At 70.3% G+C, this 12,659-nt stretch carries 11 protein-coding genes and 1 pseudogene; 10 read left to right on the top strand and 2 right to left on the bottom strand.

What is annotated here, in order from left to right; genetic code table 11:
- Positions 1 to 81 precede the first annotated feature (81 nt).
- On the top strand, positions 82 to 1,836 hold the full coding sequence (locus EAS64_RS32270; RefSeq protein WP_187366335.1) for an MFS transporter: 1,755 nt from the start codon (positions 82 to 84) through the stop codon (positions 1,834 to 1,836).
- A 17-nt stretch (positions 1,837 to 1,853) separates the two neighbouring features.
- Here EAS64_RS32270 and EAS64_RS32265 read toward each other — a convergent pair whose 3' ends face one another.
- The gene (locus EAS64_RS32265; protein ID WP_145859237.1) at positions 1,854 to 2,537 is read right to left on the bottom strand and encodes a TetR/AcrR family transcriptional regulator; all 684 of its coding nucleotides are present in this window, start codon (positions 2,535 to 2,537) and stop codon (positions 1,854 to 1,856) included.
- A 68-nt stretch (positions 2,538 to 2,605) separates the two neighbouring features.
- On the opposite strand from EAS64_RS32265, the gene EAS64_RS32260 reads away from it, so the two are divergent.
- The gene (locus EAS64_RS32260) at positions 2,606 to 3,832 is read left to right on the top strand and encodes a GNAT family N-acetyltransferase (protein WP_145859235.1); all 1,227 of its coding nucleotides are present in this window, start codon (positions 2,606 to 2,608) and stop codon (positions 3,830 to 3,832) included.
- A gap of 123 nt (positions 3,833 to 3,955) precedes the next feature.
- Here EAS64_RS32260 and EAS64_RS47705 read toward each other — a convergent pair.
- Positions 3,956 to 4,483, bottom strand: a pseudogene (locus EAS64_RS47705) (GntR family transcriptional regulator); the annotation flags it as partial.
- A 277-nt stretch (positions 4,484 to 4,760) separates the two neighbouring features.
- On the opposite strand from EAS64_RS47705, the gene EAS64_RS32245 reads away from it, so the two are divergent.
- The 8 genes from EAS64_RS32245 (at position 4,761) to ruvA (ending at position 12,616) form a co-directional block, all read left to right on the top strand.
- The gene (locus EAS64_RS32245) at positions 4,761 to 5,882 is read left to right on the top strand and encodes an ABC transporter substrate-binding protein (protein ID WP_187366334.1); all 1,122 of its coding nucleotides are present in this window, start codon (positions 4,761 to 4,763) and stop codon (positions 5,880 to 5,882) included.
- Between the two features lie 28 nt (positions 5,883 to 5,910).
- Positions 5,911 to 7,653, top strand: coding sequence for an ABC transporter permease (locus EAS64_RS32240; RefSeq protein WP_145859232.1), 1,743 nt, complete (start codon positions 5,911 to 5,913; stop codon positions 7,651 to 7,653).
- Entirely contained in the window at positions 7,646 to 8,776 is a 1,131-nt protein-coding gene (locus EAS64_RS32235; protein WP_145859231.1) for an ABC transporter ATP-binding protein, read from the top strand. Before EAS64_RS32240 ends, EAS64_RS32235 begins: the two co-directional genes overlap by 8 nt.
- A 42-nt stretch (positions 8,777 to 8,818) precedes the next feature.
- Positions 8,819 to 10,222, top strand: coding sequence for an acyclic terpene utilization AtuA family protein (locus EAS64_RS32230; protein ID WP_145859229.1), 1,404 nt, complete (start codon positions 8,819 to 8,821; stop codon positions 10,220 to 10,222).
- Positions 10,215 to 10,571 carry a DUF4387 domain-containing protein gene (locus EAS64_RS32225; RefSeq protein WP_145859228.1) on the top strand — a complete coding sequence of 119 codons (357 nt, stop codon included), beginning with the start codon at positions 10,215 to 10,217 and terminating at the stop codon, positions 10,569 to 10,571. Before EAS64_RS32230 ends, EAS64_RS32225 begins: the two co-directional genes overlap by 8 nt.
- On the top strand, positions 10,568 to 11,239 hold the full coding sequence (locus EAS64_RS32220) for an RraA family protein (RefSeq protein WP_145859226.1): 672 nt from the start codon (positions 10,568 to 10,570) through the stop codon (positions 11,237 to 11,239). Before EAS64_RS32225 ends, EAS64_RS32220 begins: the two co-directional genes overlap by 4 nt.
- Before the next feature lie 211 nt (positions 11,240 to 11,450).
- Complete coding sequence (gene ruvC, locus EAS64_RS32215) at positions 11,451 to 12,008, top strand: crossover junction endodeoxyribonuclease RuvC (RefSeq protein WP_145859225.1); 558 nt, start codon at positions 11,451 to 11,453, stop codon at positions 12,006 to 12,008.
- Positions 12,005 to 12,616 carry a Holliday junction branch migration protein RuvA gene (ruvA, locus tag EAS64_RS32210; protein WP_145859223.1) on the top strand — a complete coding sequence of 204 codons (612 nt, stop codon included), beginning with the start codon at positions 12,005 to 12,007 and terminating at the stop codon, positions 12,614 to 12,616. The genes ruvC and ruvA overlap by 4 nt, the downstream gene beginning before the upstream one ends.
- Positions 12,617 to 12,659 lie beyond the last annotated feature (43 nt).

The following is a 12,659-nucleotide window of genomic DNA, read 5'->3' as shown; positions in this document are numbered from 1 at the left end:
TTGGCTCTTGAAAATAATCGAACGATCGATTATTTTTGAAATCACAGAGCTTACGCAGCTTACGGAGCGATGGAGGACACCATGGACGCTCACTTCCAGCCGGCGCGGACGGGCCAGACGGCGAACCACCCGGCGACCGCGAACACCGGCGAGCGGCGGACCGGCGCGAGCCCGTGGGCGGTGCTCGCGATCATCCTGACCGCGGTTTTCATGCAGCTGCTTGACACGACGATCACGATGGTCGGCGTCCCGTCGATCCAGGCGTCGCTGCACAGCTCGTTCGGCGAGATTCAGCTGGTAGTGGCCGGCTACATGCTCGCCTTCGCGTGCGTCCTGGTCACCGGCGGCAGCCTCGGCAGCAGCTACGGCCGCAAGCGGATGTTCCTGTGGGGCATGGCGGGCTTCACCATCGCCTCGGCGGCCTGCGGCGCGGCGCCGGACGCGCTCACGCTGATCGTCGCCCGCGTGGTGCAGGGCATGTGCTCCGGGCTGATGTTCCCGCAGGTGCTGAGCATCATTCAGGTCGTGTTCCGCAAGGACCAGCGGACTAGGGCGATCGGCCTGTACGGCGCCACCATCGGCCTGGCGACCATTCTCGGCCCGGTCACCGGCGGCGGCCTGATCGACCTGAACATCGCGGGCTGGAGCTGGCGCTCGATCTTCTTCGTCAACGTGCCCATCGGCCTCGCCGCGCTCGCCCTCGGCGCTTTCATGATCCCCGAATCGCGGCAGGACGGCCACCGCCGCATCGACCTGCCCGGTGCCGCTCTGCTCGGCACCGGCCTGTTCCTGCTCGTGCTGCCGCTGGTGATCGGCCGCGACCAGGGCTGGCCCGCCTGGTCGTTCGCCTGCCTCGCGGTCAGCCCGTTCGTGCTGGTGGCGTTCGCGCTCTACGAGCGGCGGCGGACAGATCAGGACGCGGGACCGCTGATCGACACCACGCTGTTCCGGCTGCGGCCGTTCACCGTCGGGCTCATCGTCTGCCTGGTGTTCTTCACCGGCATCCCGTCGTTCTTCATGATCTTGCTGCTCACCCTGCGGGCCGGGCTCGGCTACAGCCCGGTCAAGGCCGGCGCGGTCACCCTCGGCTTCGCCGTCGCGCTCGCCATCGGCTCGGCCCGCTCCGCCGCCGTCACCAGGCGGCTCGGCACCCGGGTGCTCATCGTCGGCTGCGCGCTGATGATCATCGGGCAGCTCGGCGTCATCGCCGTCATGGACGGGGCGGGCACCGGCCTGCAGGGCTGGCAGCTGCTCGCCCCGATGTTCGTGGCCGGGCTCGGCGGCGGCTTCTTTATCGCCCCGGTCACCAGCGTGGTGCTGGCCGGCATCACCGCCAAGGACTCGGGCGCGGCCTCAGGCGCGCTGGCGACCGTGCAGCAGGTCGGCGCGGCGCTCGGTATCGCGGTGGTCGGCGTGATCTTCTTCGGGCTGCTCGGCACCAACGCCAGCACTTCGTCGGCGTCCGCCGTCCCGCAGCTACGCAACGAGCTCACCGTGGCCGGCGTGCCCGAGCAGCAGCAGCCGGTCATTGTGGCGAAGTTCGACGCCTGCTTCTCCGCCCGCGCGCACTCCACCGACCCGTCGGCGACACCCGCCGTCTGCCAGCAGACGCAGCGGCAGCTCGCGGCAAGCCCCGCCCCCGCCGCGGTTAAGACCGCGGTGGCACAGGCCATCGACGGCCACGCGGTGCCCGCCGCCAGGCTCGACGACTTCACCCAGTCGATGCGCAGCACCCTGTGGTGGCAGGTGGCCGTGTTCGCGCTCGCCCTGGTCCTGGCCAGCCGGCTGCCTAAGGTCCGCCTCGACACCGCCGACACGATGGCCGGCGGCGCCTAGCACGCGAGCAACAGCACCTAGCGGAACACCGCACTGATGAACAGGTCGCCGTGACGGGCGGCCTGTTCGCGTGCTGCCTGGATCTCCTGCGGCGTCGCCCCGTCGTGCAGCCAAAGCACCCGGGCCAGCGCCACCGGGGCGATCAGCGCGTAGGCGAGGTCAGCGGGCGACCCGAGGCCCGGATCCACCCGTCCGTCGGCCATCCAGCGCGCGAAGACCTCGGCGAGACCGCCGAGCGAGGCCGTGATCCCCTCGCGCAGCTGGGTCGAGTGCAGCATGTTGTCGTGCGACATCAGGCTGATGAGCTGGCGGGCGGCGGGGGAGGACCACTCCGTCATGAGGCGTTCGATGAGCGACCGCAGGAAGCCTGGCGGATCGGCGTCCGCGTCCGCCAGCAGGTCGCCGAGCGCCGCGGTGGCGCTCAGCGGTCCGAGCCTGGCGAAGACCGCGTCGAAGATCGCCCGCTTGCTGTCGAAGTGCGCGTAGAGCACGCTCTCGCTCAGCCCGACTGAGCGGGCGATGTCGCGGACCGACGTTCCCTCGAAGCCCTTCTCCGCGAACAGCGCCAGGGCCGCCTGTAGCAGCAGTTCCTTGGTGTCGGCCGCGTCCGACTTCGGCGGCCGCCCGCGCCGGCGCCCTGACGTGCCCGGGGTGCCCGAGGTGCCCGACGTGCCCGAGGTGCCTGAGGTGGCAGCGGTCATCGTCCCAGCGTACCACCGGAAAATGAACGAACGCTCAATTTAAACGCCGTGTCATAGGCTTGGGCGCCGTGACTGACGTAGAGATACGCCCCATCACCCCGGACGACGACTTCGACGCGCAGCTAGACCTGGGACAGCGTGCCTTCGGCGTCTACTCGACACAGCAGAAGGAGGGCTGGCTGCGCGTGGCCAGGCTCCGGGCCAGCGAGGGCCTGTTCCTCGGCGCGTTTGCCGGGGGAGTGCCCGCGGGCGCCGCCATGCTGCACGACATGCGGCAGTACTGGCTCGGCAACCCGGTCGACTGCGCCGGCGTGGCCTCGGTCAAGGTGGCGCCCGAGCACCGGGGCATGGGCATCGGCCGCCAGCTGATGACCGAACTGCTCGGCCTGATCGCCGATCGCGGCTATCCGCTGTCCGCCCTGTATCCCGCCACGGTGCCGATCTACCGCTCGCTCGGCTGGGAACTGGCCGGCGCCAAGCACGAGTTCACTATCGCCGCCCGCTCGCTGCGCGAACTCCAGCCGCCAGACCCGCAGGCCGCCACGGAGTCACAGCAGACCCCGCGAATCACAAGAGCGACACCAGACGACGTCAGCAGAGTGATCAACGCGATCGGCCGGTCACACCTGGCAGCCCGCGACGCGGGCCCGATCACCTGGGACGAAGGCCCCGCCAGACAGTGGCTCGAACGTCCCGACCTGTACGCCTACCTGGCAGCGGGCGTGGAAGAAGGAGATGGCTTCGCCGCCTACCGCTGGGCCGGCGGCGACACTCGCGAACTGTGGGTCGAGCGCGTGCACGCCACGACGCCGCAGGCGCTGCGCGCCCTGTGGTCGGTGATCGCGTCGAACGCCTCGGTAACCCGCACCGTGCGCGGCTGGACCGCGCCTGGCGACCCGTTCTGGTGGCTCACCGCCGAGCGCGACGCCACCATCAGCCGCCGCGCGATGTGGATGCTCCGGGTGGTCGACGTCCCCGCCGCCATCGCGGCCCGCGGCTTCCCGCCCGGCGTCTCCGCCAGCGTGCCGATGCGGACCAATGACTGGGCGCGCCCAGCCAACGCCGGCCGCTGGCTGCTGACCGTCGCCGACGGCAAGGGAACAATGATCCCGAACGGTTCCCTGTCTTCGCCCGACCCCCTCACCCTGGGCCCGCGCGGCATTGCGGCCCTGTACGCGGGCGTCTCGGTTGCGACGCTGCACATGTCCGGCCTCGCGTCGGGCGGCACGCCGGAGGCCGGCGCGCAGCTCGACGCCGCGTTCGCCGCCACCCCGTTCATGGTTGACGACTTCTAACTCATCCGCCGCGACAAGGCCCCGGTCTGCCGCGAACTTGAGATAGCGCTCAGCGATCCAGGTGACATGCGCGCTCATCAGCTGTTCCGCGCGTACCCCGTCTCTTTCGCGCAGCGCCGCGATGATGTCCTCGTGTTCCCTGGCGGCGTGCTGGATGCTCTCGGCCGCGCCCTCGCTGAGCTGGGCGCCCACCCGCAGCGGGCGCCCGAACGCGTCGGCCGTGTCGATCATGTCGATCAGGCTCGGATTGCGCGAGGCCGCGATGATGAGCTCGTGAAACTCATGCCGCAGGCGCGCCCCTGCCTCAGTGGCCCCCGCGTCGATCGCGCCGGCCCGCACCATACCGCCAGAACCGGGCAGCGAGGCACCGTGTACGCGCGCGATCTCGTCGAGTTCTTCCTTGCTGGCGTACTCCGCGGCCAGCCGGGCGGCGACGCCGGAAAGCGCCGCGTGGATGAGTGACATCTCACGCAGGCGGCGCAGGCTGGGGGCGGCGACCTGCAGCGTGCGGCCGTCCACCCGGAGCAGCAGTCGCTCGTGCGTCAGCCGGGAGATCGCCTCCCGGATCGGGGTGGGGCTCACGCCCAGGCGGGCGGCCAGGCCGCGCTCGGTCACGCGTTCGCCCGGCGCCAGCTCGCCGGAGGTCACCATGCCGCGCAAGATCCGGTAGGACTGATCGCCGAGCGACGGCACGGTGACGACAGAGTGATCGCTGCTCGTCATGCCCGGTCCTGACGTGAACCGCTACCGTGCCCGGCGGCGCCGACTTGGGCGGATGCATGTTTCTCCACGTGCTATAGCGTATCGCAACCCGTCGTGCTCGGCCGCTGGAGGCTGTGGGTGGCTCTTCCTGGTCCGAAATTTGCTGCTTGCAACATGCTATAGCAATGGCTACAGTCGGCATGAAATAGCCAGACGGAGGATCGTGATGACAAAGACGTCGCTGTTTCGGGCAGGCTCGGCGGCGGTGGCCGCGAGTGCCGCCGCGCTCTTGATCGCTGCCTGCGGCAGCTCTTCCCCGCCACCGAATTCGGTGAGCCCGAGCGGACCTGGCAGTTCCGCGCCGGTGAGCCAAGCGTCCCTGGTCGCTGGCTCGAAGAAGGAAAAGGGCCTGCTGATCTTCAGCAATGCGCTGTCGAGCCAGATGACGGCCGTCGACCAGGCGTTCCAGAAGCAGTACCCGTGGATCCACGTCACCGCGGAGGACGACGAGGATCCGGTGGTGTTCTCCAAGTACACAGCCGAGCACGCCACCGGCACCCGGACCGCTGACCTGCTGCTCGCCAGCGCGCCCGGCCTCTGGGTGGGAGCGGTGGCGAACGGCCTCATCCAGCCCTACACGCCGCCGGGCATGTCGGATTTCCCGAGCTTCGTCAGCCAGGGCAAGGGGCTGTACATCTTCTCGCCCGACCCGGCGATCACTATCTACAACAAGCTCGTGCTCAAGGGACACCCCGCCCCGGGTACCGTGAGCCAGATCGTCGCCAACGGCATCGCGGGCAAGTACAAGGTGGCGACCTACACCATCTCCAACAACTTCGGCTACACCGCGTTCTACGCCTACGTCCACCAGAAGGGCTGGGCGGCCCTTGACCAGATGGGCAAGACCGCGGCGACGCCCGGCGACGGCGACGTGCTCGGCCAGGACGTCGCCCAGGGCGGTTTCGGGGTCGCGGTTTTCGAGTCGGGGCTCGCGCGCGGGCCGATCGAGACGACAAGCGCCGGCAAGATCTTGGGCTGGGAGTACACCAAGGACTTCACGCCGCTGATCCCGCGTGGCATCGGGATCACGGCCGGCGCGGCCAGTCCCGACTCGGCCAGGCTGTACCTGAACTTCGTCTTCTCGAGCGCCGGCCAGCAGGCGCTCTGCGACGCGGGGTTCGAGGCCACGAGCAATACGTTCACGCCGCGCAACGGCTGCGCTAACACGCTCAAGGCCCTGTACGCGGCCGTGCCGGAGGCCAACGTCTACATGACGCCGTTCAGCGCGGCCGTGGCCGGCGCGCAGGCCTCGTTCACGGCCCGGTTCCGCCAGGCGTTCCACCAGTGACGGCCGTCGCGCCAGTGGAGAGCCCGTCGTGATCTCGACGACCCGTACCCCGCTCCGGCGCACCGCCATGGCGCGCCGGAGCGGCGCAGCGGAAACCCCCGTGCAGGCGCTCGTCTGGGTGCTTGTGCTCGCCTGCGTGCTGGCGCCGGTGCTGCCGCTGCTGTACGCCTCGGTACAGAGCAAGCCGATCTATGACGCCGGACGCTCGTTCACGCTGTCCGCTTACCAGCAGCTGTTTTCCGATCCGGCGTTCTGGGCCGCGGCGCGCAACACGCTCGAGTTCGCCGCGATCACCACGGCCTGCTCGGTGGCGCTCGGATCGGTGTTCGCGGTGCTGTGCGCGCGCTCTGACGTCCTCGGCGGCCGCGCCTACGCCCGCTTGTTCGCGATTCCGGTCCTGCTGCCGCCGCTCGGGGTCATCCTGGGCTGGAACGCGCTGTACGGCCCGGGCGGATACGCCCGCACGTTCGTCACCGGCACCCTGCGCATCCCGTTCAACCTCAACAGCGTGCCTGGCATGGCGATGCTCGGCGCCGCTACCGCCGTGCCGGTCGTGTTCCTTGTCTGCCAGGCGGCGCTTGGCGGCATGGACGCCTCGCTTGAGAACGCGGGGCGCAGCGTCGGCGCCCCACCGCTGCGCGTGCTCTCACGCATCACGCTGCCGATGCTGCGCCCGGCGCTGATCAACGCGGTGCTGCTGGTCTTCACCCTGTCGATAGAGTCACTCGGGATCCCGCTCGTCCTCGGGTCGCCGCAGGGGCACGACTTCATCGCCAGCTACCTCTACACGGCCTGGTCAAGCGCGCTCACGCCCGACCCGCCCGCGGTCAGCGCCGGGGCGACCGTCTTGCTGGCCGCCGCCTGCGCGCTGCTGTTCCTGCGCTCCCGGCTGCTCGGCGATGAGGCCCGCTTCGTCTCCATCGGCGGCCGCGGCGGCGCGAGCGGCACCGTTGCCCTTGGCTGGCCGACCCGGGTGGTGCTGGGCTGCGTGATGGCCCTTTACCTCGTCGCGACGACCTTCGCGCCGCTGCTCGCCCTCGCGCTGAACTCGGTGGTCTCCCAGCTGACGCCGCTCATCGCCCCCTGGCATCTGCTCACCAGTGCCAACTGGACCGCGATCACCCACGGCGAATACATCCAGTCGATCCGCAACTCGGCCGAGATCGCACTGGCCGGCGCGGTCGCCACCACGGTCCTTGTGGCGCTCGCCACGGCGGTGGCCCACCGCTCACGGTTCGCGCTGCGCCGCTCGCTGCCGTTCCTGCTGCTGTTCCCGCGCGCCATCCCCGGCCTGATCATCGGGATCGGGTTCTTCTGGTCGTTCCTGCTCGTCAACCCGCCCGGCCACGCGCTGCTCAACAGCGCCTGGGGAATGACGCTGGCGCTGAGCATCCGTTCCCTGACGCTGGCCTACTTCGTGCTTGCCGCAGCCTTCGCGGCGGTGTCCGCCTCGCTCGAGGACGCCGCCCGCTCGGCCGGCGCCGGATGGTGGACGACAATCACGCGTATCACGCTGCCGATTCTGCGGCCGGCGCTATTCGTCGCCTTCATCCTGATGTTCATTTCCATACTCAACGACTACGACCCAGCCCTGTTCCTTGCCACCCCCGGTAACACGATCATGGGCGTGACCATGCTCAACGCCGAGGCACAGGGCGTCAACGGACCGGTCGCGGCCATGGCCATGATCCAGGTGGCCATCACGATCGCCGCCATCGTCATCGGCGGCCGCCTGTTCGCCGCACGCGTCGCGAGGAGAGCCAATGCCTGAGATCACCGTTGAAGGGATCGGCAAGTCTTTCGGCGACGAGACCGCGCTTGCCGATGTGTCCTTCACCGTCCACGACGGTGAACTGCTCACCCTGCTAGGGCCGAGCGGATGTGGCAAGACCACGACCCTGATGTCAATCGCCGGCTTCCAGCAGCCGGACTCTGGCCGCATCACCTGCGGCGACCTGCCCTTCTTCGATCGGGCCGCCTGGCTCAGCCGTCCCGCGGAGGCGCGCAATCTCGGCATGGTGTTCCAGTCATACGCGGTCTGGCCGCACATGACCGTCGCCCAGAACGTGGGCTTCCCGCTCAAGGTCAGGAAAGCGGGCCGCCGGGAGATAGCGACGCGCGTCAGGGAGACCCTTGAGCTGGTGGAAATGGGTGACTACGCCGCCAGGTACCCGCACGAGCTCTCCGGCGGTCAGCAGCAGCGCGTGGCGCTGGCGCGGGCACTCGTCTACTCGCCGTCGGTACTGCTGCTCGACGAGCCGTTCTCCAACCTCGACGCCAAGCTGCGCGAACGAGCGCGTACCTGGCTCAAGCGCCTGCAAACGGAACTGGCGCTCACCACGATCTTCGTCACCCACGACCAGGATGAGGCGCTCAGCATGAGCGACACGATTGTCGTGATGGAGCGCGGGCGGATCCTGCAGGCCGGAACCCCGGAGGAGATCTACCGCAGGCCAGGCTCTCGGTTCGTCGCCGACTTCGTCGGCCAGTGCAACATCGTGACCGGACGCGTGCTGCCGCCCACGGCCGATGGCGCGGCGCGGGTGGCGGCGGGACCCGCCGCCACGCCCCTTGCCGTCACGCAGGATCCTCCGGTGGGCGGCACCGTGGAGATGGCGGTCAGGCCCGAGGCGATCGAGCTCAGCGAGCGTTCGCTTGACGGCGGGAACGTCCTTCCTGCCGTGGTACGCGCGGCCTCATTTCTCGGCGACCACTACGTCTACGAACTCGACGCCGGGGGGCTGCCGCTGATCGCGACGAGCCCGCGGCGCTTTCCCGGCTCGCTGCTTTCCGTGCGCATCCCGCCCGAGGCCTGCTGGATCCTTGAGCATCCGCAGCGCCGTCCGGCCAGGGAAACCGACGACCGGGCGCCCGCCACGCCGACGGCTACGTAGATGTCATCACGCAGCACCGACAAGGATCACAGGGAGTCATTCATGCCTGAAAATGGCAGCAGGTGGGTCAGTGCCCCGACGGAGAGCGTCGGGATCCTGGTGCCGACCGGCATGCTCGGCGCGGGCTTCGATCAGGCGACGATCGCCCGCGGCCTGGCGCTGGGCGCCGATGTTATCGCCGTGGACGGGGGATCCACCGACTCGGGCCCCTACTACCTCGGCGCGGGCGAGGCGAAAACGGCGGATGACGCGATACGCCGGGACCTGCGGATGCTGCTGACCGCCGTCAGCGAGGCCGGCATCCCGCTGATCGTCGGCTCCTGCGGCACAAGCGGGACCGACTCCGGAGTCCGCTGGGTGGCCGGCATCGTGGCGGAGATCTGCGCGGCAGACGGGCTGAACCTCCGGGTCGCGCGGATCTACAGCGAGCAGTCCGCCACGGGGCTGCTGCCCCGGCTGCGGGACGGGCGCATCCACCCGCTCCCGCCAAGCGGCCCGCTTGACGCGGCGACGCTCGAGCGGTGCACGCACATCGTCGCCATGATGGGTCACGAGCCGATCGAGCAGGCGCTGCGCGCGGGCGCCGACGTGGTGCTCGCCGGACGGGCCACGGACACCGCCGTGTCCGCCGCGTTCCCGCTCATGTGCGGGATGCCGCCCGGCCCCACCTGGCACGCGGCCAAGATCGTCGAATGCGGCGGGCAGTGCACGACCGACCCGCGGACCGGCGGGGTCTTCGCCAGGATCGACCGGGAGGGCTTTACCGTCGAGCCGCTGGATCCAGGCACCGCCTGCACCCCCACCTCGGTCGCGGCGCACATGCTCTACGAGACCGCCAACCCCTTCACCATGCGCGAGCCTGGCGGCACCATCGAGGTGTCCGACGCCCGCTACACGGCGCTCAGCGAGCGGGTCGTCCGCGTCGAAGGATCCCGGTTCGAGCCCGCCGCCCAGTACACGGTCAAGCTTGAAGGCGCCGCGCTGACCGGGTACGAGACTGTCTCCTTCGTCGGCATCCGCGACCCGCGCATCCTCGCGTCCCTCGACGAATGGACCGAGTTCCTGCGCAAGGCCCTGGCCGAGCGCGTCGATGTGGTGCTCGGCCTGCCCGCCGAATCCTGGGACGCCGACCTGCGGGTCTATGGCTACAACGCGATCCTCGGTGACCTGGAACCGGCGCCCCCCACCCCCAGGGAGGTCGGGGTAATGCTCGTGGTCTCCGCGGCTGACCAGCACACCGCGACGGCGATCTCAAAGATCGCCAACCCGCTGCTGCTCCACCTGCCGCTGCCCGGCATGCACTACCTGCCGAGTTTCGCGTTCGCCACCTCGCCGGCCCACGTTGACCGGGGAGCCGGCTATGAGTTCATGCTCAACCACGTCGTCGATGTCGCCGCGCCTGCCGAGCTATTCCGCCTCGAACTCCCGGAGCCTGCCGATGCCTGACGCGAGCGAAGAACCGCGCACACTTGACGACCTCGCGCTTGAAGTGCGGTGCAAGAACGCCGGGCCGTTCTGGATGACTCTCGACGTCTTCCTGCCGGACGACGCGGCCTACCGCATCGCCGACGCGATGATCACCCCGGAGGTGGTCGCCGAGCTTTACCAGGTGCCGCGGGAGTCGCTGCGCATCTTCCGCATCCCGCAGCTCAGGGTCGTTAAGGTGTCGTTCCCGCGCCCGGTGCCCCAGGGCGGCCTGCACGACAGGGACATGCACGCCGGGCAGCACCACGTGCCGCTCGCCAGCCTCCCCCTTCCGGCGCCCGCGCTAACCGCTCGGGTAACCGCCCGATGACGCTCGCGGACGACATCGGCGCGCTAGCCGCCTGGGACACCCCGGCACTCAGCAACGCCCTGGACGCCCTCCGGCTGCGCCCGTTCCACACCGGCCACACCGACGGGTCGGTCGCGCGGATCACCGGCGGTGCTGTCATGGCGGGCCGGGCGGTCACCGCCCGCATGGTCGCCCGCGACCCCGGCGACGAGGGCATCCCGCTGCCGCGCCTGCACGAGGCGGTCAGCGAGCTGGACGGCCCCGTCGTGGTCGTCATCGAGGATCTCGACCAGCCGGCCGGCGCCGGCGCGTTCCTCGGCGAGGTCAACGGCAGCCTGCTCGCGGCGCTCGGCGTCCAGGGCCTGGTCACCAACGGCCGGGTCAGGGACGTCGGCGAGCTGCGCCGGCTGCCGTACCCGGTGTACGCGGCCGGCTTGTGCGTGGCCCGCGCGCACATGCGGCTCACCGCGGTCGGCGGCCCGGTCGCCGTGGCGGGCCTGCGGGTGGAGCCGGGTGACATCCTGCACGGCGACGAGCACGGCGTGCTCAGCATTCCGGCCGCGGCGCTGCCGGGCATCCTCGCCAAGGCGGCGTTGATCCGTGAGGACGAGCAGCGGGTGGTCCGCTGGGCGAAGTCGGCCGACTTCAGCGTCTCCGGGCTGCTGGCGCTGCGCCGCGTCCGCCACTAACTCTGGCCCGCGCCGGGCAGGCCGCTCGCCTCGCCGGGTGGCCCGGGTGACAGTCGGCCGGGCCGGCACCGGAGCCGGAAGACGCCGCGACAGCGCGACACCTGTCCGTGATGCGCGCGCGGCGCGTGTCCAGCGTTGTAAGGTTGGCGAACAGGTGTTCGCTGGCGGACGGATTTCGGGACATGGGGCGCGCGATGGCCAGGCAGTCACGGTGACGGCGTACGCACAGCAGCCGCCCGCCCGCGTTCTCGGCATCGATCCCGGCCTCACCCGGTGCGGACTCGGCGTGGTTGAGGGCGTGCCTGGCCGCCCGCCGAAGCTCGTCGCCGTCGGGGTGGTGCGCACCGACGCCGCCGCGGACATAGCCCTCCGCCTGCTGGCGATCGAGCAGGAGATCGAACGGTGGCTTGACGAGCACCAGCCCGACACGGTGGCCGTCGAGCGGGTGTTCAGCCAGCACAATGTGCGCACCGTGATGGGCACCGCGCAGGCAGGCGCGGTCGCCATCGTCTGCGCCGCGCGCCGTGGCCTGCCCGTGGCGCTGCATACTCCGAGCGAGGTCAAGGCGGCGGTCACCGGGAACGGCCGTGCCGACAAGGACCAGGTGACCCTGATGGTGAGCCGGCTGCTCCGGCTGACCGAGGCGCCCCGTCCGGCGGACGCCGCCGACGCCCTGGCCCTGGCGATCTGCCACCTGTGGCGGGTGCCCGCGATCCAGGCCAGGGCCGCTGGAGCACAGCGGGCACGAGTAGCTGGAGGTACAGCATGATCGCGCACCTGAATGGCCTGGTGGCCGCCGTCGGCCTGGACGGCGCCGTCATCGAGGTCGGCGGCGTGGGACTGCGGGTGCACTGCACTCCCGACACCCTCGCCCATCTCAAGCCCGGTGAGCAGGCAAGGGTCGCCACCTCCCTGGTGGTCAGGGAGGACTCGCTGACCCTGTTCGGCTTCGGCACGGACGACGAGCGCAACGTCTTCGAGCTGCTGCAGACCGCGAGCGGCATCGGCCCGCGGATCGCGCTCGCCATGCTGGCCGTGCACTCACCCGACGCGCTGCGCCGCGCGGTCGCCACCGAGGACATCAAGGCGCTCACCATGGTCCCGGGTATCGGCACCAAGGGCGCGCAGCGGATCGTCCTTGAGATGAAGGACCGCCTTGGCGCGCCGAACGACACGGCGATAGCAAACGGGATCGCTCCCGCGCGCCGGGCGGCCGCCTCGTGGCGGGACCAGGTCACGACCGGCCTGGTCAACCTCGGCTGGTCCGCCCGCGACGCCGATGCCGCCGTCACCGCCGTCGAGGCGGAATCCGACGGCCAGGTGCCCGACGTGGCCACCGCGCTGCGTGCCGCCCTGCGGAAGCTGTCTCGCCAGTGAGTGACTCCAACGACTACCTGACCAGGGCGGAAGAGGCCGAGCT

Source organism: Trebonia kvetii, assembly GCF_007827045.1.
GTDB lineage: Bacteria > Actinomycetota > Actinomycetes > Streptosporangiales > Streptosporangiaceae > Trebonia > Trebonia kvetii.
This window is presented reverse-complemented; position numbering and strand designations above follow the sequence as displayed.